This is a genomic window from Nocardioides cremeus, assembly GCF_030518195.1.
GTDB classification, from domain to species: Bacteria; Actinomycetota; Actinomycetes; order Propionibacteriales; family Nocardioidaceae; genus Nocardioides; species Nocardioides cremeus.
Map to the genome: position 1 here is coordinate 79,706 of NZ_JAULSC010000008.1, position 19,781 is coordinate 99,486.

The 19,781-nt window shown below is 73.1% G+C and carries 23 protein-coding genes; 15 read left to right on the plus strand and 8 right to left on the minus strand.

The features are described 5' to 3' along the window. The first annotated feature begins 36 nt into the window (after nt 1–36). From rbfA to QWJ41_RS10265, 8 genes are all read left to right on the plus strand, one after another. Complete coding sequence (gene rbfA, locus QWJ41_RS10230; protein WP_302707906.1) at nt 37–531, plus strand: 30S ribosome-binding factor RbfA; 495 nt, start codon at nt 37–39, stop codon at nt 529–531. Then, nucleotides 528–1,424 (plus strand): tRNA pseudouridine(55) synthase TruB, encoded by an 897-nt coding sequence (gene truB / locus QWJ41_RS10235; protein WP_302707907.1) that lies wholly within the window; start codon nt 528–530, stop codon nt 1,422–1,424. The genes rbfA and truB overlap by 4 nt, the downstream gene beginning before the upstream one ends. A 21-nt stretch (nt 1,425–1,445) precedes the next feature. Continuing rightward, nucleotides 1,446–2,393, plus strand: a complete 948-nt coding sequence (locus tag QWJ41_RS10240; RefSeq protein WP_302707909.1) for a bifunctional riboflavin kinase/FAD synthetase — start codon at nt 1,446–1,448, stop codon at nt 2,391–2,393. A gap of 4 nt (nt 2,394–2,397) precedes the next feature. Further along, a complete protein-coding gene (locus QWJ41_RS10245; RefSeq protein ID WP_302707910.1) occupies nt 2,398–3,471 on the plus strand; it encodes a hypothetical protein in 1,074 nt (357 codons plus the stop codon). A gap of 81 nt (nt 3,472–3,552) precedes the next feature. Beyond that, the gene (locus tag QWJ41_RS10250) at nt 3,553–3,792 is read left to right on the plus strand and encodes a DUF6458 family protein (protein WP_302707912.1); all 240 of its coding nucleotides are present in this window, start codon (nt 3,553–3,555) and stop codon (nt 3,790–3,792) included. A 201-nt stretch (nt 3,793–3,993) separates the two neighbouring features. Next, complete coding sequence (gene rpsO, locus QWJ41_RS10255; RefSeq protein WP_193670462.1) at nt 3,994–4,269, plus strand: 30S ribosomal protein S15; 276 nt, start codon at nt 3,994–3,996, stop codon at nt 4,267–4,269. A 289-nt stretch (nt 4,270–4,558) separates the two neighbouring features. Continuing rightward, the gene (locus QWJ41_RS10260; protein ID WP_302707917.1) at nt 4,559–6,805 is read left to right on the plus strand and encodes a polyribonucleotide nucleotidyltransferase; all 2,247 of its coding nucleotides are present in this window, start codon (nt 4,559–4,561) and stop codon (nt 6,803–6,805) included. Between the two features lie 84 nt (nt 6,806–6,889). Next, entirely contained in the window at nt 6,890–8,197 is a 1,308-nt protein-coding gene (locus tag QWJ41_RS10265; protein ID WP_336623286.1) for a M16 family metallopeptidase, read from the plus strand. Nucleotides 8,198–8,222: 25 nt separating this feature from the next. On the opposite strand, the gene QWJ41_RS10270 is transcribed toward QWJ41_RS10265, so the two are convergent. Both QWJ41_RS10270 and QWJ41_RS10275 read right to left on the minus strand, forming a co-directional pair. Then, nucleotides 8,223–8,948 carry an NADPH-dependent F420 reductase gene (locus QWJ41_RS10270; RefSeq protein ID WP_302707919.1) on the minus strand — a complete coding sequence of 242 codons (726 nt, stop codon included), beginning with the start codon at nt 8,946–8,948 and terminating at the stop codon, nt 8,223–8,225. 89 nt (nt 8,949–9,037) lie between these two features. Beyond that, a complete protein-coding gene (locus QWJ41_RS10275; RefSeq protein WP_336623287.1) occupies nt 9,038–9,559 on the minus strand; it encodes a class I SAM-dependent methyltransferase in 522 nt (173 codons plus the stop codon). Between the two features lie 157 nt (nt 9,560–9,716). On the opposite strand from QWJ41_RS10275, the gene dapB reads away from it, so the two are divergent. Together dapB and QWJ41_RS10285 are read left to right on the plus strand one after the other, a co-directional pair. Next, complete coding sequence (dapB, locus tag QWJ41_RS10280) at nt 9,717–10,466, plus strand: 4-hydroxy-tetrahydrodipicolinate reductase (RefSeq protein ID WP_302707922.1); 750 nt, start codon at nt 9,717–9,719, stop codon at nt 10,464–10,466. A 166-nt stretch (nt 10,467–10,632) separates the two neighbouring features. Beyond that, nucleotides 10,633–12,297: a M4 family metallopeptidase gene (locus tag QWJ41_RS10285; protein ID WP_302707923.1), complete on the plus strand. Its 1,665-nt coding sequence runs from the start codon at nt 10,633–10,635 to the stop codon at nt 12,295–12,297. A gap of 86 nt (nt 12,298–12,383) precedes the next feature. Here QWJ41_RS10285 and QWJ41_RS10290 read toward each other — a convergent pair whose 3' ends face one another. From QWJ41_RS10290 to QWJ41_RS10305, 4 genes are all read right to left on the minus strand, one after another. Continuing rightward, nucleotides 12,384–12,695: an AzlD domain-containing protein gene (locus QWJ41_RS10290; RefSeq protein WP_302707925.1), complete on the minus strand. Its 312-nt coding sequence runs from the start codon at nt 12,693–12,695 to the stop codon at nt 12,384–12,386. Next, on the minus strand, nt 12,692–13,399 hold the full coding sequence (locus QWJ41_RS10295) for an AzlC family ABC transporter permease (RefSeq protein ID WP_302707927.1): 708 nt from the start codon (nt 13,397–13,399) through the stop codon (nt 12,692–12,694). The genes QWJ41_RS10290 and QWJ41_RS10295 overlap by 4 nt, the downstream gene beginning before the upstream one ends. Nucleotides 13,400–13,443: 44 nt before the next feature. Continuing rightward, complete coding sequence (locus tag QWJ41_RS10300; protein WP_302707929.1) at nt 13,444–13,683, minus strand: hypothetical protein; 240 nt, start codon at nt 13,681–13,683, stop codon at nt 13,444–13,446. Nucleotides 13,684–13,819: 136 nt separating this feature from the next. Then, nucleotides 13,820–14,374 carry a GNAT family N-acetyltransferase gene (locus QWJ41_RS10305; protein WP_302707931.1) on the minus strand — a complete coding sequence of 185 codons (555 nt, stop codon included), beginning with the start codon at nt 14,372–14,374 and terminating at the stop codon, nt 13,820–13,822. A 61-nt stretch (nt 14,375–14,435) separates the two neighbouring features. On the opposite strand from QWJ41_RS10305, the gene QWJ41_RS10310 reads away from it, so the two are divergent. Continuing rightward, the gene (locus tag QWJ41_RS10310) at nt 14,436–15,443 is read left to right on the plus strand and encodes an aldo/keto reductase family protein (protein ID WP_302707932.1); all 1,008 of its coding nucleotides are present in this window, start codon (nt 14,436–14,438) and stop codon (nt 15,441–15,443) included. Here the strand turns inward: QWJ41_RS10310 and QWJ41_RS10315 are convergent. Then, nucleotides 15,417–16,280 carry a hypothetical protein gene (locus QWJ41_RS10315; RefSeq protein WP_302707934.1) on the minus strand — a complete coding sequence of 288 codons (864 nt, stop codon included), beginning with the start codon at nt 16,278–16,280 and terminating at the stop codon, nt 15,417–15,419. The genes QWJ41_RS10310 and QWJ41_RS10315 overlap by 27 nt on opposite strands. A gap of 7 nt (nt 16,281–16,287) precedes the next feature. Then, nucleotides 16,288–16,899: a DUF3043 domain-containing protein gene (locus QWJ41_RS10320; RefSeq protein ID WP_302707936.1), complete on the minus strand. Its 612-nt coding sequence runs from the start codon at nt 16,897–16,899 to the stop codon at nt 16,288–16,290. 173 nt (nt 16,900–17,072) lie between these two features. On the opposite strand from QWJ41_RS10320, the gene QWJ41_RS10325 reads away from it, so the two are divergent. The 4 genes from QWJ41_RS10325 (at nt 17,073) to pspAB (ending at nt 19,735) form a co-directional block, all read left to right on the plus strand. Beyond that, nucleotides 17,073–17,855, plus strand: coding sequence for a PspA/IM30 family protein (locus QWJ41_RS10325; RefSeq protein ID WP_302707938.1), 783 nt, complete (start codon nt 17,073–17,075; stop codon nt 17,853–17,855). Continuing rightward, entirely contained in the window at nt 17,852–18,130 is a 279-nt protein-coding gene (gene pspAA, locus QWJ41_RS10330) for a PspA-associated protein PspAA (protein WP_302707939.1), read from the plus strand. The genes QWJ41_RS10325 and pspAA overlap by 4 nt, the downstream gene beginning before the upstream one ends. Nucleotides 18,131–18,218: 88 nt before the next feature. Further along, nucleotides 18,219–19,145, plus strand: coding sequence for a zinc metalloprotease HtpX (gene htpX, locus QWJ41_RS10335; RefSeq protein ID WP_302707940.1), 927 nt, complete (start codon nt 18,219–18,221; stop codon nt 19,143–19,145). 11 nt (nt 19,146–19,156) lie between these two features. Next, nucleotides 19,157–19,735, plus strand: a complete 579-nt coding sequence (gene pspAB / locus QWJ41_RS10340; protein WP_302707941.1) for a PspA-associated protein PspAB — start codon at nt 19,157–19,159, stop codon at nt 19,733–19,735. Nucleotides 19,736–19,781 lie beyond the last annotated feature (46 nt).

Sequence of the window (19,781 nt, forward strand, 5' to 3'; positions counted from 1 at the left end):
GCTCGACTCACACCGCCACGTTCGTAAGGTAGGAACATGACCAACCCCCGGGTGCGCAAGATCGCCGACCGGATCCAGGTGATCGTCGCCGAGATGCTCGAGCGTCGGGTCAAGGACCCGCGTCTGGGCTTCGTGACCGTCACCGACGTGCGTGTCACCGGTGACACCCAGCACGCCAGCGTCTTCTACACCGTGCTCGGCGCCGGCGGGCCCGGTGCCACCGACGACGAGGAGGCCCAGCTGGCCGCCACCGCGGCCGCGCTGGAGTCGGCCAAGGGGCTGCTGCGCTCCGAGGTCGCCAAGCAGCTCGGCATGCGCCTGGCGCCCACGCTGGAGTTCATCCACGACGCGCTGCCCGAGACCGCTCGCCAGCTCGACGAGGTGCTGGCCCGGGCCCGGGCGCAGGACGAGGCCGTCGCCGCCCAGCGCGGCGCGGCGTACGCCGGCGAGGCCGACCCCTACAAGAAGCCCCGCGAGGAGTCCGCCGAGGACGACGACGCGGCCGCGGACGAGGACGAGCCGGAGGCGTGAGGCCCTCCGCGCCGGTGACCCCGGGGCTGGTCGTGGTCGACAAGCCCGCGGGGATCACCTCCCACGACGTCGTCGCCCGGGTGCGGCGCCTGGCCGGCACCCGCAAGGTCGGGCACGCCGGCACCCTCGACCCGATGGCCACGGGCGTGCTGGTGCTCGGGGTCGACCGCGCCACCCGCCTGCTGGGCCACCTGATGCTCACCGAGAAGGCGTACACCGCCACGGTGCGGCTGGGGGTCTCGACGGGCACCGACGACGCCGAGGGCGAGGTCAGCGCCACCCCCGGCGCCGCGGGCGTCGACGAGCAGCAGGTCCGCGACGCGCTGACCGGATTCGTCGGCGACATCGAGCAGGTCCCGACCGCGGTGTCGGCGATCAAGGTCGACGGCAAGCGCGCCTACCAGCGGGTGCGCGACGGTGAGCAGGTCGAGCTGGAGGCGCGACCCGTGACGATCCACGAGCTCGTCGTCCACGACGTGCGCCGCAGCAGCGTCGAGGGCCTCGAGGTGCTCGACGCCGACATCACCATGCGCTGCTCGTCGGGCACCTACGTGCGCGCGGTCGCCCGCGACGCCGGCGCGCTGCTGGGCACCGGCGGCCACCTCACCGCGCTGCGCCGCACCGCCGTGGGCCCCTACGACCTCGCCGTCGCCCGCACCCTCGACGACCTGGCCGAGGAGTTCGCGGTGCTGCCGCTGGCGGTGGCCGCACGCGCTGCCTTCCCCGCCGCCGACCTCGACGCGCAGCAGGCGCGCGACGTGCGCGTCGGGCGGCCGCTCGACCTGCCCCTCGACACCCTGACCGGCGTCTTCGACCCCGACGGGGAGTTCCTGGCCCTCTACGAGCCGCGCGAGGGCCGGGCCCGCCCGGTCGCGGTGTTCGTGCAGGGTTGAGCCGGGGATAGGGTCGTGCCCGTGCAGCTCTGGCGTTCCCTGGACGACGTGCCCGCCGACCTGGCCCGCACCGCCGTCACCATCGGCAACTTCGACGGCGTGCACCTGGGCCACCGCCAGGTGCTGGCGCGAGCCCGCCGCGTCGCCGACGACCGCGGCCTGGTGCTCGTGGTCGTGACCTTCGACCCGCACCCCATGGCGGTGCTGCGCCCCGAGCACGCGCCCAGCGCGCTCACCTCGCTCGAGGCCCGCGCCGAGCTGCTCGCCGAGGCCGGCGCCGACGCGGTGCTGGCGCTGCCCTTCGACCGCGACGTGGCCTCCTGGTCGCCCGTGGAGTTCGTCGACCGGGTCCTGGTCGACGGGCTCGGGGCCGCCGCGGTCGTGGTCGGTGCCAACTTCCGCTTCGGCCACCGCGCCAGCGGCGACGTCGCCGCGTTGGTCGAGCTGGGCGCCGAGCGTGACCTGAGCGCCGAGGGCATCGAGCTCGACGGGGGACCGCAGGTGTGGTCCTCCACCTACGTGCGCACCTGCCTGGCTGCCGGCGACGTCGCCGGCGCGGCCGAGGCGCTGGGGCGGCCGTACGCCGTGCGTGGCGAGGTGGTGCGCGGCGACCAGCGCGGGCGCGACCTGGGCTACCCGACCGCCAACGTGCCGATCGACGCGCGCACCGCCGCGCCCGCCGACGGGGTCTACGCCGGGTGGCTGCGGCGCCTCGACACGGGGGAGACCCACCCGGGGGCGATCAGCGTCGGCACCAACCCCACCTTCGCCGGCGAGCGCGAGCGACGGGTCGAGACCTACGTCCTGGACCGCACCGACCTCGAGCTCTACGGCGTCGAGGTCGAGGTCGGCTTCGTCGAGCGGCTGCGCGGGATGGCCGCCTTCGACTCCGTCGACGAGCTGCTCGAGCAGATGGCCGACGACGTGGCGGGCGCGCGCGAGCTGCTGCGCGAGACCCGGGGGGCCTGAGCCGGTGCCGTCGCGTCCCTCGCTGCCCCTGCGCGGACGGCACGGTCGCGGCGACGACCCGCTCGAGCGCACCGACGCCTGGTTCCTGGCCAACGGGCTGTCCTACTTCGTGCCCGAGAAGCGCACCGAGGCCCGGGCGGCGCTCTCCCCGCGGCGCACCGTGCCGCGGCTGCTGCTGGTCGCGCTGGTCGCTGCGGCCGCCGGGGGAGCTCTCGCCTGGGTGACCGGGCAGTTCAGCGCCGCTCCCGCGGTCGTGCTCTCGCTGGTCATCGTCGCCACGGTGGTCTACGCGCTCACCGTGCTGCACGCCCGACCGATCGTGACCTGGGCGCTGGCCCGCACCGTGGCCGGGCTGCGCTCGCTGCTGCCGCTGGCGACCCGGGCGCTGCCGCTGCTGCTGGTCTTCGTCACGTTCCTGTTCATCAACGCCGAGGTCTGGCAGCTCGCCGCCGAGCTCGAGACCGGCGCGCTGTGGCTGGTCGTCCTGCTCTTCGCGGTGCTCGCGGTGGCGTTCCTGGCCGTGCGGCTGCCCGAGGAGGTCGACAAGGTCGACGACGAGGTCGACGACGCCTTCCTGGTGCGCGCCTGCGCGGGCACCCCGCTGGAGGACGAGTGCGCCCGCCTGGTGGCCGACCCCGACGCCGACCCGGCGTCGTACGCGACGGTGACCGGCTTCGAGCGCGCCAACCTGGTGGCGTTCATGGTCGTCATCCAGGCCGCCCAGGTGCTGCTGATGGCCGGTGGCGTCCTCGTCTTCTTCCTGCTGTTCGGAGCCCTGACCATGGGCGTCGACGTGCAGTCGGCCTGGACCGGGCTGGAGCGCGACGAGATCACCAAGCTGCCCTACCTGGTGCAGGTCTCGGTGCCGCTGGGCAAGGTCTCGCTGTTCCTGGCGGCCTTCTCGCTGCTCTACCTGGCGGTCTCGACCGTCACCGACGACACCTACCGCGAGCAGTTCTTCGGCCGGGTCACCCGCGAGCTCGAGCGCGCGGTCGGGGTGCGTGCGGTCTACCTCGCCCTGCGCGCGCAGCGCGACACCGAGGGCCCCGTCCAGTCCCCGTCTAGTCCAGGGGTTTAGCCGGCGCCCTTGGTGGACACCATGCTCCGAGGCGCCCCTCGCCCTCCCCTGACCGGGGCGCCACCGACGAAAGGACACACCATGGGTTACGGACTCGGAGCCTTCCTGATCGCCCTCGGGCTCATCCTCGCGCTCGCCGTGCAGGACGCCATCGAGGGTGTCGACCTGCAGATGGTCGGCTGGATCCTCACCATCGTCGGCCTCGGCGTGCTGATCCTGACCGCGGTCACGCTCAACTCCAACCGCCGCAAGGGCACCACGCAGACCACGACCCACTCCGACGGCTCGGTCAGCGAGCGCCGCACCGAGCACGACGTCTGAGCTGCTCCCGCAGCCGCGCCGCGCAGGCACACTTGCTGGCGGCCCACGAGCGGCGTCCGACCCGGGATTTCGGGTTGGGCGCCGCTCGTCGCTATTGTTGCCCGGTTGCCGTAGAACGGCCGCGGACCAAGAGTGCCCGGGTGAACAGGCCCCGGCGCGCCGCGCAGCGAGAGCCCCAGCTGGGGCGAGAAGGGAGCCCGCATGTCGATCGGAACCGACGCGGAGACCAAGAAGAAGATCATCGCCGAGTACGCCGTCGCCGAGGGCGACACCGGCTCGCCCGAGGTGCAGATCGCGCTGCTGAGCCACCGCATCAGCCACCTGACCGAGCACCTGAAGACCCACAAGCACGACCACCACAGCCGTCGTGGCCTGCTGCTCCTCGTGGGTCAGCGCCGCCGGCTGCTGAACTACCTGAACAAGTCCGACATCAGCCGGTACCGCTCGATCATCGAGCGCCTCGGTCTGCGTCGCTGACCACGCACCACTCGTGATGGGCGGAGCGGCTGCCCGACAGGGGCAGCCGCTTCGTCGCATTCCGGGCCCGGAGCACTAGGCTCGGGCCTGCACAACTGAAGAACCCACACCAGGAGCGACCCGCGCGCACCGGCCCGGTCCTCGGTAGTGGCCCTCAGCACCGCGAGCGAGCGGTCTGCGGGCCTCGATCGAAGACCGGCCCCCGCACCACCGGCGGGCCCTGGCATCGCCCCCCGCCGCAGCAAGCGGGACGCGGCGGATCGCTCCGTGAGAAGGACAAGGATCCCTTTTGACTGAGAACAACACGGCTGAGCCCGTCATCTCCGCTGTCGAGACCGTCCTCGACAACGGCAAGTTCGGCACCCGCACGATCAAGTTCGAGACCGGGCTGCTGGCCCGCCAGGCCGCCGGCTCGGTGACCGCCTACCTCGACGACGACACGATGCTGCTCTCGGCGACCACCGCCGGCAAGCACCCCAAGGACCACTTCGACTTCTTCCCCCTCACGATCGACGTCGAGGAGCGGATGTACGCCGCGGGCCAGATCCCCGGCTCGTTCTTCCGCAGCGAGGGTCGCCCGGGCGAGGACGCCATCCTCACCTGCCGCCTCATCGACCGGCCGCTGCGCCCGACCTTCAAGAAGGGCCTGCGCAACGAGGTCCAGGTCGTCATCACGGTGATGGCGCTGAACCCCGACCAGCCCTACGACGTGCTCGCGATCAACGCGGCCTCGATCTCCACCCAGCTCTCCGGCCTGCCGTTCTCCGGCCCCGTCGGCGGCGTGCGCGTGGCGCTCATCGAGGGCCAGTGGGTCGCCTTCCCGACCCACACCCAGCTCGAGGACGCCGTCTTCGACATGGTCGTGGCCGGCCGGGTCACCGACACCGGCGACGTGGCCATCATGATGGTCGAGGCCGAGGCCACCGAGCAGGCCTGGACCCTGATCCAGGGCGGCGTGCAGGCGCCGACCGAGGAGGTCGTGGCCAGCGGCCTCGACGCCGCGAAGCCCTTCATCAAGCAGCTGTGCGACGCGCAGGCCGAGCTGGCCAACGTGGCCGCCAAGCCGGTCCAGGACTTCCCGGTCTTCCTCGACTTCGAGGACGACGTCTACGAGGCCGTCGTCAAGACGGTCAAGGACGACCTGACCACCGCGATGACCATCGGTGACAAGCAGGAGCGCGAGGCGCGCACCGACGAGCTCAAGGCCGGGCTGCTCGAGAAGCTGGCCGGCCAGTTCGAGGGTCGCGAGAAGGAGGTCGGCGCAGCGTTCCGCGGCCTCAACAAGGAGGTCGTGCGCGAGCGCGTCCTGCGCGACAAGGTCCGCATCGACGGCCGAGGCCTGGCCGACATCCGCCCGCTGCACTCCGAGGTCGGCCTGATCCCGCGCGTGCACGGCTCGGCGCTGTTCGAGCGCGGCGAGACCCAGATCCTGGGTGTCACCACGCTGAACATGCTCAAGATGGAGCAGCAGCTCGACACGCTCTCCCCGGAGAAGTCGCGCCGCTACATGCACAAGTACGTCTTCCCGCCGTTCTCCACCGGCGAGACCGGTCGCGTGGGCTCGCCCAAGCGCCGCGAGGTCGGCCACGGCGCCCTGGCGCGCCGCGCGCTGCTGCCGGTGCTGCCCAGCCGCGAGGAGTTCCCCTACGCGATCCGCCAGCTCTCCGAGGCCATGGGCTCCAACGGCTCCACCTCGATGGGCTCGGTCTGCGCCTCCACGATGTCGCTGCTGCACGCGGGTGTCCCGCTGCGCGCCGCCGTCGCCGGCATCGCGATGGGCCTCATCTCCGGTGAGGTCGACGGCAAGACCCAGTACGTCGCGCTGACCGACATCCTCGGCGCCGAGGACGCGTTCGGCGACATGGACTTCAAGGTCGCCGGCACCCGCGAGTTCGTCACCGCGCTGCAGCTCGACACCAAGCTCGACGGCATCCCCGCCGAGGTGCTGGCCGCCGCGCTGACCCAGGCCCGCGACGCGCGCCTGGCGATCCTCGACGTGATGGCCGAGGCCATCGACGCCCCCGAGGAGATGTCGCTGCACGCGCCGCGCATCATCACCGTCAAGGTGCCCGTCGACAAGATCGGCGAGGTCATCGGCCCCAAGGGCAAGGTGATCAACCAGATCCAGGACGACACCGGCGCCACGCTGTCGATCGAGGACGACGGCACCGTCTACATCGGTGCCACCAACGGTGAGGCGGCCGAGGCGGCCCGCTCGGCCGTCAACGCGATCGCCAACCCCACGATGCCCGAGGTCGGCGAGCGCTACCTCGGCACCGTGGTCAAGACGACGAACTTCGGTGCGTTCGTCTCGCTGATGCCGGGCAAGGACGGGCTGCTGCACATCAGCAAGCTGCGCGGCCTCGCCGGCGGCAAGCGGGTCGACTCCGTCGAGGACGTCGTCTCCGTCGGCCAGAAGCTCCAGGTCGAGATCGGCGAGATCGACGACCGCGGCAAGCTCTCCCTCGTGCCCGTGCTCGAGGAGGGCGCCGAGGGCGCCGACGAGGTCGTGGACGAGAGCACCGAGCAGGAGTGACCTCCCGCGCCTGACCAGCTGCACCGGCCGACCCGCCCGAGACGACCTCTCGGGCGGGTCGGCCGCTTTTCCCAGGAGGATCCCGTGAGCCACACCCAGCACATCAGCACCGCACCCCCGACCCGCACCGAGGACCTCGCCGAGGCACCCGGCGTACGCCGCAGCGTGCTGCCCTCGGGCCTGCGGGTGGTCACCGAGCACATGCCCGGCGTGCGCTCCGCGGCCGTCGGCGTGTGGGTCGGGGTCGGTTCGGTCGACGAGGACGACACCCTGCACGGCTGCTCGCACTTCCTCGAGCACCTGCTCTTCAAGGGCACCGGGTCCCGCTCGGCGCTCGACATCTCGATCGCGCTCGACACGGTGGGCGGCGAGTTCAACGCCTTCACCGCCAAGGAGTACACCTGCTTCCACGCGCGGGTCCTCGACGAGGACCTGCCGCTGGCCGTGGACGTGCTCGGCGACATGATGACCGACAGCCTGCTCGAGGCCCACGACGTGGAGGCCGAGCGCGAGGTCATCCTCGACGAGATCGCAATGCACGACGACGACCCCGACGACGTGGTGCACCAGCTCTTCGCCGAGCAGGCCTACGGCGCCACCTCCGACCTGGGTCGCTCCATCGCGGGCACCGAGGCCAGCATCCGCGCGCTGACCCGCGAGCAGGTGCACGCGTTCTACCGCCGGCACTACCGCCCGGCCACCATGGTGGTCTCGGCGGCCGGCAACGTCGAGCACGACGAGGTGGTGCGCCTGGTCGAGGAGGCCTTCGGTCGCGGCGGGTTCCTCGACGTGGTCGAGGAGCCGGCGCCGGTGACCGGCACCGGCGCCGTCGTGCCGGTGACGCCGGGGCGCTCCAGCGAGAAGCGTCCCTTCGAGCAGGTCAACGTGGTGCTGGGCATGGAGGGGCTGCGCCGCGACGACCCGCGGCGCTTCGCGCTCGGCGTGCTCAACACCGCCCTGGGCGGGGGCACCTCGAGCCGGCTGTTCCAGGAGGTGCGCGAGGTGCGCGGCCTGGCCTACTCGGTCTACTCCTTCGCCGGCCACCACGCCGACTCCGGGCTGGTGGGCGTCGGGGTCGGCTGCCTGCCCGGCAAGCTCGACGCCGTGCTCGAGGTCGTGCGCGCCGAGCTGGCCAAGGTCGCGGCCGAGGGCATCAGCGACGAGGAGCTGGTCCGCGGCCAGGGCCAGCTGCGCGGGGGCCTGGTGCTGGGCCTGGAGGACTCCGGCTCACGGATGGCCCGCATCGGCAAGGCCGAGCTGGTGCACACCGAGCTGCTGGGCATCGAGGAGGTGCTGCGCCGCATCGACGCCGTCACGCTCGAGCAGGTGCGCGAGGTGGCCGCCGACGTCTTCGCGCGACCCGAGGTGCTCGCGGTGGTCGGCCCGGCCTGAGGCCGGGCCGACCGTGCGCGGCGGGTCAGCCGCCGACCGGGCCCTCGTTGCGCGCGGCGGCGAGCACGCGGCGTACGTCGTCGGCGGGGGTGGGCGACGAGGGCGGCATCCCCGCCGCCTGGCCCGGCTTGGCGCCCGAGGCGTCCGCGTCGGGGTCGAAGTAGACCGCGCCGTAGGCCGGGGTGCCCGGCTCGAAGCGCCAGCTCTCGGCGAGGTCGCCGGCCACGACCGTGTCGTAGCCCAGCGTGTCGAGGAAGGCGGTGGCCTCGCGCAGCGCGGCCTCGTCGTCAGCGGCGATCGGCAGCGCGGAGCGCTCGGGGGAGCCCGAGGGGCGCGCCAGCTCGGGCAGGTGGCCGTAGAAGATGTTGTTGAAGACCTTCACGACGCGCGCGCCGGGCAGGTGCTGCTGGACCCAGGCGCTGGTGGTGGTGCTGCGGTCGTCGAGCGCGGCGACGTTGCCGTCGCGCTGCGGGTAGTAGTTGCTGGTGTCGAGGACCAGGCGCCCGGCGAGGGCCGGCGCCGGCAGCGAGGGCACCGCCTTGAGGGGCACCGTCACGACGACGACTTCGCCGGCCCCGGCCGCCTCCTCGGCGGTGGCGGCGCGGGCCCGGGGGCCCAGCTCGGCCACCAGGTCGGTCAGGGTCTCGGGACCGCGGGAGTTGCTGAGGACGACGTCGTGGCCGGCGGCGACGGCCAGGCGGGCCACGCCGCTGCCGATGTTGCCGCTGCCGATGAGTGCGAGGGTTGTCATGGGGGGAGAGCGTCGCCAAGGCCCCGCTGATTCCCGTGCGTCGGAGGCGGACGTCGTCCGGCCCGGGAAGGGCGGAGTGCGGGGCCGGCTCAGCCCAGGCGCTTGCCGATGATGCCGACCACGGCGGGGGCCTTGCGCTGGACCACCGAGACCCGGAAGCCGCCCTGCGCCAGGGCGCCGGAGGCCTTCTCGACGATCATGGGCACCTGCTCGGGCCGGGTCGCCTCGAAGAACAGGTAGACCGCGCCCCCCGGGAGCACCCGCTCGTGGAGCAGGGCGATCTCGTCGGCGCAGTCGCGGACCCAGAAGAGGTTGACGTTGAACGCGTAGACCTTGGTCAGGCGCTTGACCGGCACCCGCAGCGTCGCGAGGTCGATCTGGCGCACGGTGAGCCGCCCGGCCTCGACGTACTGCGCGCAGCGCCGCTTGGTGCGGTCGACGCCCGACTCGGAGCGGTCGATGGCGAAGACCTTGCCGGCACTCACCCGGCTGCAGATCAGCTCGGCCCCGGCGCCCGGGCCACAGCCGATCTCGAGCACGTGGTCGTTCGGCTGGAGGTCCATGATGTCGACCGCCCACCGGATCCGTGCCGGAATCGTCTGCAGTGCCATGGCAGCAGCCTGCCAGAAACTCCCGCTCGCGTGTCGCGGAGGTCCCCCCTGGACGCTCCCCGCGTGTCGCGCAGCACGTGTGGGAGGCTGGGTGACCGTGACGGACCAGGGGCGAGGACAGGGCGGCGCGGGCACGGACGGGAGCACCGTCGAGGGCGTGCTCGACGTCGGCGTGCTGGGCGCGCGGGGCAAGGTCGGCAGCGAGGTCTGCCGGGCCGTCGAGGCCGCGGAGGACACCCGGCTGGTCGCCGAGGTCGACGCCGACGACGACCTCCAGACGCTCGTCGACGCGGGTGCACGGGCGGTCGTCGACTTCACCCACCCCGACGTCGTGATGGACAACCTCGAGTTCTGCATCGGCCACGGCATCCACGCCGTGGTGGGCACGACCGGCTTCGACGAGTCCCGCCTGGCCACCCTGCGCGGGTGGCTGGCCGACTCCCCGGGCACCGGCGTGCTCATCGCACCCAACTTCTCGATCGGGGCCGTGCTGATGATGCGCTTCGCCGCGGCGGCGGCGCCCTTCTACGAGTCGGTCGAGATCGTCGAGCTGCACCACCCCGACAAGGCCGACGCGCCGTCGGGGACGGCCCGGCGCACCGCCGAGCTGGTCGCCGCGGCGCGGCGCGAGGCCGGCTGCGCGCCCGTGCCCGACGCGACCTCGACCGCCCTCGACGGCGCCCGGGGCGCCGACGTCGAGGGCATCCGGGTGCACGGGCTGCGCATCCGCGGCCTGGTGGCCCACCAGGAGGTCGTCCTCGGTGGGGTGGGGGAGACCCTCACCATCCGCCACGACTCGCTCGACCGTGCCTCCTTCACCCCGGGGGTCCTGACGGGGCTCCGAGGCATCGCGCAGCGTCCCGGCCTGACGGTCGGTCTCGAGCACCTGCTCGACCTCGACGTCTGACCCGGCTGCCCAGGACTGCCCAGGACTGCCCAGGACTGCCCAGGGCCGCCTCAGGTTCCTGCAGCGCGAGAACCTGAGGCGCCCGCACGGTTCCTCCGGTCCCGGTCGTGCGACAGGGTCGGTGCCGCGGCGCCCGCTCGGAGGTGTCGCGGGAGAAGGGAACCGGATGAAGACCACCATGGGGCTGGCCACCGCCGCCGTCCTCGCCGCCGGCAGCCTCGGCGTCGCCACCGCGGCGACCAGCCAGGCCGCACCGACCGCACCGACCACCACCACCAGCAGCAGCCCCGCGACGAGCGCCGGGCTCGAGCGCGCCGACGACGACCGGGTGGCCGCCGCGGCCGTCGAGGCGCTGCGGGCCCACCCGCGGGCCGCCCGCGCCGCGCAGGGCCAGGACGTCGAGGTCACCGACACCGTCGTCGACCCCGACGGCAGCACCCACGTGCGGATGCACCGCACCTTCCGCGGCCTGCGCGTCCTGGGCGGCGACCTCGTCGTCCACCAGGGAGCCGGCCGCGACGCCTGGGAGGGCGTCTCCCAGACCCTGGCCGCGCCGCTGGACCTGAGCACCACCCCGGCGCTGGACGCCGGCGCGGCCGGCCGGCGCGCGCTCGCGCCCACCAAGGAGCTGCGCGAGGTCGCGCAGCTGGAGCGCTCGGGTCGCCCCACCCTGGTGGTCGACGCGCACGGCGCCGAGCCGACGCTGGCCTGGGAGGTCGTGACCACGGGTGTGCGCGAGGACGGCACCCCCAGCCGCCTGGCCAGCTACGTCGACGCCCGCACGGGCCGGGTGCTGCGCCGCGAGGAGCAGATCCACACCGCCGACGGGCAGGGCGAGTCGCTCTACAGCGGCACCGTGGCGCTGCAGGTGACGCAGAAGGGCTCGTCGTACGAGCTGCGCGACGCCACCCGCGGCGGCAACCACACCACCGACATGGCCGGTGCCACCGACGGGTTCGCCTGCTCGGCCTTCGGCTGGGGATGCAAGACCGGCACCATCGTGACCAGCCCGAGCACCATGTTCGGCGACGGCACCAACGCCGACCCCGACACCGCCGCCGTCGACGCCCAGTACGGCACCGCCGTGACGTGGGACTACTTCAAGGGCGAGCACGGGCGCGACGGGATCTTCGGCGACGGCTCGGGCTCCTACAACCGGGTGCACTACGGCCGCGACTACGTCAACGCGTTCTGGGACGGCCAGAAGATGACGTACGGCGACGGCGACGGCGTCAACTACGGCCCGCTGGTCTCGCTCGACGTGGCCGGGCACGAGATGACCCACGGCATCACCCAGAACACCGCCGACCTGACCTACTCGGGGGAGTCGGGCGGTCTCAACGAGGCCACCTCCGACATCTTCGGCACGATGGTCGAGTTCCACGCCGCCAACAGCGAGGACCCCGGCGACTACCTGGTGGGCGAGGAGTTCGACCTGCGCGACGGGCGCGGCTTCCGGCGCATGGACGACCCGATCGCCGACGGCAAGTCGCCCAACTGCTGGTCGAGCAACACCAAGAACCTCGACGTGCACTACTCCTCGGGCGTGGGCAACCACTTCTTCTACCTGCTGGCCGAGGGGTCGGGCTCCAAGACGTTCGGCGGGGTCGCGCACAGCTCGACCACCTGCGACGGCTCGACCATCACCGGCATCGGGCGCGAGGCGGCCGCCGACATCTGGTTCCGGGCGCTCAACGTCTACATGACCTCGGGCACCACCTACGCCCAGGCCCGCACCGCCACCATCGACGCGGCCCGCGACCTGTACGGCGCGGGCAGCACCCAGGCGGCGGCCGTCGCGGCCGCCTGGAGTGCGGTCTCGGTGTCCTGACACCGTCTCCGCCGTGAGGGGGCCGGCGTGCGCCCGAGGGGGCGGGCGCCGGCTCCCGTCACGTCCTGGCTCGGGTCGACTCGGGCTCAGCCGGCGAGCAGCCGCAGAAGCGCGGCGCTCGCCGCTGCGCCGGCGACCACGAGCAGGAAGGGGGCGCGCAGCACCAGCAGCACCACAGCGGCCGCGAGACCGGCGACCCGGGCGTCGAGGACCAACCGCGGGCCGTCGCTGGCCACCTGGACCGCGACCAGCGCGGCCAGCAGCGCCACGGGCACCAGGTCGGCCGTGCGCCGCACCCAGCCGCGGTCGAGCACCGCCGGCGGCACCGCGAGTCCCGCGAGCTTGAGCAGGTAGCAGCCGACACCGCCGGCCAGCACCGCGAGCCACAGCCCGCTCACGGCGCCTCCCGGCGCGCCAGCAGTCCCATGAGCAGGGCGACGCCGCCCGCGGCCAGCACGGGCACTCCTGCGGCGGTGACGGGCACCAGCCCGAGCGCGACCGCTGCGGCGAGCACCGCCGCCAGCCGGTGCAGCGGGTCGGCCAGCCGGGGCCACAGCAGCGCCAGGAACGCGGCGCCGACCGCGGCGTCGAGGCCGTAGGTGCGCGGGTCGCCGAGCACCGTGCCGCCGACGGCGCCGAGCAGGGTGAAGAGGTTCCAGAGCACGAAGACGCCGCCGCCGGTGACCAGGAAGCCGAGCCGGGCCAGGTCGTTGTCGGGACGGGTCACCGACATCGCCGTGGACTCGTCGATGACCAGGTGGGCGGCCAGCACCCGGCGCCGGCCACGCCAGCCCAGCAGCGGGCCCAGCCGCAGGCCGTAGAGGGTGTTGCGGGTGCCCAGCAGCCACGCGGTGGCGGCGGCCGACACGGGGGCCCCGCCGGAGGCGACGACGCCCACCAGCGCGAACTGCGAGGCGCCGGTGAACATGAGCAGCGACAGCACGCAGGTCTGGGTCACCGAGAGCCCCGAGGCCACCGAGACCGCTCCGAACGAGATGCCGTAGGTGCCGGTGGCCAGGGCCACGCCGAGACCGTCGCGGACCACACCGCGGCGAGCGGCGACCACGGCGTCGCTGTGGGAAGGGGGGATCGCGCCGCTCACGCCCGGGACTCTAGGTGCCCGGCGCCCGGCTCGGCGCGACCGGGTCAGTGCCGCCAGCGGGGGTGGCGCAGCACGTGCGCCGGCTGGACGCCGGACTGCACGTCGGGCTCGGTGCCGTCGAGCGCGAGCGCCAGCAGGGCCCCCGCGCCGGCACCGGCGAGCATGCCGAGGCTCACCGGCAGCGCAGGGGTGTCGACGGCCACGAAGAGGCCGCTCAGGGCGCCGAGGACCAGCAGCAGCGCGACGAGCACCGAGCGGTGCAACCGGGGGAGCGGTCCGAGCATGAGAGGTCCTTCGATCCGGTGCGACCACGGTGGCCGCGTCCATCCACCCTTCTCTTTACCCTCAGGCGCGTTCGGCAACCTCGCCCGATCGGGTGGCAGCGGTGCGCCCGGCCCCGCTGACCGGTTCCGAGGGGCCTCAGACGAGGGCGGTGTGCAGGCGCACCTGCTTGAGCGTGACCGCGCCGGTGCCGTCGAGGTCGAGCTCGCGGTGCGCGCCGTCGCTGTCCCATCCGGCGCTGACCAGGAACGCCCGGGTGACGTCGTCGGAGGCCACCACCCACGTCACCGCGCGGCTGAACCGGTCGGCGCGCAGCGTGTCGACGGCCGCCTGCTGCAGGCGCGAGCCGTGCCCCTTGCGGCGCTCGTCGGGGTCGAGGACCAGCTCGGTGAGCTCCCCGTCGGAGACCGGGTCGCAGTCGGGGTCGGTGGCCGGCGTGGTGATGGCGAAGCCGACCACGCGGTTGCGCTCCAGCGCCACCAGCGTGCGGTGCCGAGCATCGGCCGGGCGGGACAGCGCCTGGGTCCACACGGCGGTGACCCCCTCGAGGGCCTCGGCGCCCGAGGGCAGCGACTCGGCCGGCACCAGGCCGTCGTACATCACCGGCCAGGCGCGCAGCTGCAGGGCCGCGACGGCCGCGGCGTCCTCCGCCCAGGCCACGCGCACGGACACGTCGGCGGTGGGGCTGCTCATGGCACCGATCCTCTCAGGAGGGTGGGCCGGGCGACGAGGCGGCGTGGGTAGTGTCGCCGGCATGGAGATCCGCAACCTCGGAAAGAGTGGCCTGAAGGTCTCGGCCATCTCGTACGGCAACTGGCTCACCCACGGCTCGCAGGTCGAGGAGGACGCCGCGCTCTCGTGCGTGCGCCGCGCCCTCGACGAGGGCATCACCACCTTCGACACCGCCGACGTCTACGCGAACACCGCGGCCGAGACGGTGCTGGGCAAGGCGCTGGCCGGCGAGCGGCGCGAAGGACTGGAGATCTTCACGAAGGTCTACTGGCCCACCGGCCCCGGCGCGCACAACGACCACGGCCTCTCGCGCAAGCACATCATGGAGTCGATCGACGCCTCGCTGCGCCGGCTGCAGACCGACCACGTCGACCTCTACCAGGCGCACCGCTACGACCACGAGACGCCGCTGGAGGAGACGATGGAGGCCTTCGCCGATGTGGTCCACGCCGGCAAGGCGCACTACATCGGCGTCTCGGAGTGGCGCGCCGAGGAGATCCGGGCCGCGCACGCCCTGGCCCGCGAGCTGCGCATCCCGCTGGTCTCCAACCAGCCGCAGTACAACCTGCTGTGGCGCGTCATCGAGTCCGAGGTGGTGCCCACCTGCGAGGAGCTCGGCATCGGCCAGGTCGTCTGGTCGCCGATCGCGCAGGGCGTGCTCACCGGCAAGTACCGGGTCGGCCAGGACCACCCGGCGGGATCGCGCGCGACCGACGAGAAGGGCGGCGACAAGATGATCAGCCGCTGGCTGCAGGACGACGTGCTGCAGCGGGTCGAGAAGCTCGAGCCGCTGGCCGAGCAGGCCGGGCTGTCGATGGCGCAGCTGGCCGTCGCCTGGGTGCTGCAGAACCCCAACGTGTCGTCGGCGATCATCGGCGCCAGCCGGCCCGAGCAGGTCAGCGACAACGTCAAGGCCGCCGGGGTCCGCCTCGACGACGACCTGATGGCCGCGATCGACGAGGCCGTCGCGCCGGTCGTCGAGCGCGACCCGGCGAAGACGACCTCACCCGCTCGCCGCGAGTTCGGCTGAGCTGTCTCCCGTGGCGCGGTGCGGCCGGGCCAGGTCGGCGGCCCGGCCCAGCCGCACCGCTCCCCACGTCGAGACGACCAGTCCCACCAGCACCACCGGAGCCCAGCCGGCGCGCACGGTGTCGCCCAGCAGCGCCACCCCTACCGCCGCCGGCACGAAGGTCTGGCCCACGTTCATCGGGGCCGTGGCCGACGACACGGCGGCCCGGTCCATGCCCAGCGAGTAGAGCCAGAAGGCCACCAGGCTGAAGGACGGCACCGCCAGGGCGCAGACCAGCACCGGCCCGCTCACCGGCAGCTGCACGCCGCGCACGGCCACCGCCGAGCCGGCGTAGCCGAGCCCGGCGAGCGCGCCCAGGCCGGCGGCGCCGAGGTGGTGGCGCAGCACGCTGGCCAGCGCGAGGGCGGCCGCGCCGAGGGCCAGCGCCAGCGCCAGCACCGGGTCGGCCCGGGTCGCGCCGGCGCTGCCCGAGCCCGCGGCCAGCAGCACCAGGCCGAGCACCACCAGCGCGACCGAGGTCCAGTGTGCGCGTCCCAGCGGCTCCTCCACGCGACGCTGGGCCAGCGCGGCGACCGGCAGCGCCATGGCCACCGTGGCCTGGGCCAGGTAGAGGGGCAGCCACCAGATGGCCACGACGTGCAGCAGGAAGCCGCCGAGGTAGGCGGTGAGCACCAGCCACGTCCACGGGTCGCGCACCGAGCGCGCGACGAAGCCGACGAGGTGGCTCGGCGGCACCGGGTGGCGGCGTACGCCGTGGGCCTGGGCGACCGCGCCGCAGCCGAAGAGCACGGCGCCCAGCAGGCCCGCGCCCAGGCCCCCGAGCTCCAGCGGCCCCACGGTCGGCCTAGCGGTACTGCTCGGGCAGGCTCTGCCCGATCTTGACCTGCGTCTTGGGCAGTCGCATGAAGCGCATCTGCATGGCGCGGGTGATGGCGTAGTAGGTGGTGCCCTTGAACGACTCGTCCGGGAAGCGCCGGACCAGCTCGCGGCGCAGGCGGAAGCGCAGCAGCACCATGTCCATGACCACGAGGAGCATCGCCAGCAGCAGCACGGAGCTGCCGAAGCTGGCCAGCCCGGCGTTGCCGGAGTAGCTGAGGACCATCGTGACCAGCAGGATCGGGATCATCAGCTCGACGAAGGAGAAGCGGGCGTCGACGAAGTCGCGGGTGAAGCGGCGCACCGGACCCTTGTCGCGGGCCATCAGGTAGCGCTCCTCGCCGGCCTTCATGCCGGCCTTGACCCGGGCGGTCGACTCACCGCGCGCGGAGCGCTGGGCCTGGGCCATCTCGCGGCGGGTGCGCGGCGGCTTGGCCCGGGCCCGGGCCATCGCCTCGGCCTCCTTGCGCGTCGGGGTGGGCCGGCCCTTGGTGCTGGGCCGCTCGGTCGTGGAGCCGGCGTCGGGGGCGGCGGACGTGGTGCTGTCCGGGACGGGCTCGCTCTTGCTGCGACGGAACAACGCTGGACCTTCTGGTGGGGGACGCCTCGCGGGCGACCGGGGGTGGGACGGCTGCGGCCCTCCAGCCTACCGGCGGGTGGCCTCGACCCCCTCGCGGCACCTTGCCGTCGCGCCGTAAGGTGAGGTGACCCGCAGCACCACACGCGACCGACCGGAAGAGGGACCGCACCACCATGAGCCTCTGGAAGCGCATGACCTTGATCTTCCGCTCGAAGGCCAACACGGCTCTCGACCGCGCGGAGGACCCGCGTCAGACCCTCGACTACAGCTACCAGCGCCAGCTGGACCTGCTCTCCAAGGTACGTCGCGGCGTCGCCGACGTCGCCACCTCGCGCAAGCGGGTGGAGCTGCAGATGAACCAGCTGCAGCAGCAGTCCGACAAGCTCCAGGCCCAGGCGCAGAAGGCCATCTCGGTCGAGCGCGAGGACCTGGCCCGCGAGGCGCTGACCCGCAAGTCGGCGCTGACCCAGCAGATCGACGACCTGCGCGCCCAGCACGCGCAGCTGCAGGGCGAGGAGGAGAAGCTCACCCTGGCCCAGCAGCGGCTGCAGGCCAAGGTCGAGTCCTTCCGCACCCGCAAGGAGACGATCAAGGCGACCTACACCGCCGCCGAGGCCCAGACCCGCATCAACGAGGCGATGTCGGGCATCGGCGAGGAGATGGGCGACGTCGGCATGGCCATCCAGCGCGCCGAGGACAAGACGGCGAACATGCAGGCCCGCGCCGGCGCCATCGACGAGCTGATCGCCTCCGGGGCGCTCGACGACGCCAGCTCGCTGAACCGCGGCGACGACATCTCCCGCGAGCTCGACGCGATGAGCAGCCACTCCGACGTCGAGGCCGAGCTGGCCCGCCTCAAGGGCTCCGCGCAGCCGGGCCAGATCGAGGCCGGCGGCGACATCCTCGACTCGCAGCAGGAGAGCGAGAAGGTCGAGCGTCCCGAGGACCGGGCATGATCGTCCGGATCCTCGGCGAGGGACAGCTCGACGTCCCCGACGAGGCCTTGGAGCGGCTGAACACGCTGGACGCCGAGGTCGAGACGGCCGTCGAGGCCGGCGACGAGGCCGCCTTCACCACGGCCCTGGCCGCGCTGCTGGAGGCGGTGCGGGCCGAGGCGTCGCCGCACCAGCTCGACAGCCTCGACGAGTCCGACCTGATCCTGCCCCCGGCCGACGCCACGATGGCCGAGGTGGCGCAGATGCTCAGCGGCGACGGGCTGATCCCGGGCTGACTCTCCATCTGATCGATGGTTGATCGATCGCTGGCCGGGCCCCCCCCCGCCGCCCGGACCGCTTGGACCAACGGGGGAGGATGAGGGCATGGCACGCACCCGTTTCGTCGGCGACGCCGGGCTGACCGCCCGGATGACGCTGGTCATGTTCCTGCTCGGCGCCCTGTTCGTGGGGCTGGTGGCGGTGCTGATGGGGGTCTTCGCGCAGAGCGGCAGCCCCGGCATCGCGCTGCTCATCGGCGTCGGCGGCCTCGGCGTGGTGTGGTGGCAGTGGTACTCCTCCGACAAGGTCGCGATGCGGGCGATGGGTGCCCGCGAGGTGAGCCCCGAGCAGGCTCCCGAGCTGCACGGGATGATCGACCGGCTCTGCGCGATGGCCGACATGCCCAAGCCGCGCGTCGGCGTCTCCGACAGCCACGTGCCCAACGCCTTCGCCACCGGCCGCTCGCCCGACCGCGCCATCGTCGTGGTCACCACGGGCATCCTGCGCACGCTCGACGCCGAGGAGCTCGAGGGCGTGCTGGCCCACGAGCTGTCCCACGTGGCGCACCGCGACGTCCTGGTGATGACCGTGGCCTCCTCGGCCGGCATCCTGGCCGGCATGCTCGCCCAGGGCTCGCGCTACGGCATGTTCTTCGGCGGCAACCGCCGCGACGGCAACAACGCGCTGCCGGTCTGGCTGCTGGTGCTCCTGGTCAGCCTGGTCACCTACGCGATCAGCTTCCTGCTGCTCAAGGTGCTCTCGCGCTACCGCGAGCTCTCCGCCGACCGGGCGGGCGCCTACCTGACCATGAAGCCGCAGGCGCTCGCCTCGGCGCTGCAGAAGATCACCGGCGAGATCAACACCATCCCCGACCGCGACCTGCGGGCCAGCAAGTCGATGAACGCCTTCTTCATCGCCCCGGCGATCAAGGGCGTGTCGTTGAAGACGCTGACCTCGACCCACCCCAGCCTCGAGCAGCGGCTCGAGCAGCTGGCCAAGATCCAGGCCGAGCTCGGCCGTCCGACCGGCTGAGGCGCCCCGCGATGGGATTCCTCGACTCGATCCTGGGCCGCACCCGGCCCAAGCAGGCCGACCTCGACGCGCTCTTCGGGGTGCCGAGCGCCGCGATCACCCTGCAGGCCTCGCTGGGCCTGCGGCCCACCGGTCTCGGCTCGGTCTGCTACCGAGCGGCCGGCGGCGCGGCCTTCGCCGAGACCGAGGCCGAGATCCTGACCCTGCTGCGCAACGCCGACGACGCCCCGGAGATCAGCACCTCCCACGACGAGTTCGGCTACACGTGGCTGGTCGTCGACGACGACCCCGACGACGTCGGGGGCCTGGTCACCGACCTGCACGCGGTCAACACCACCTTGGAGTCGCAGGGCTTCGGCCCGGGGCTGCTGTGCTCGCTGGTGCCCTTCGAGGACGCCGCCGGACGCCGCGTCGGGCTGGTCTACCTCTACAAGCAGGGCACCTTCTACCCCTTCGCCCCCCAGCCCGGCGGCACACGGCAGCGCGACAGCCTGCTCGAGATCAACCTGCGCGAGACGTTGAGCGGAGAGCTGCCGGTCGAGCAGCAGACCTCGCGCTGGCTCGCGCTGTGGGGTGCACCGGGCCTCTAGGGCGACCGGCGCCCCGGCTCGCGCCCCATTCTTTGCAGGACGCTCC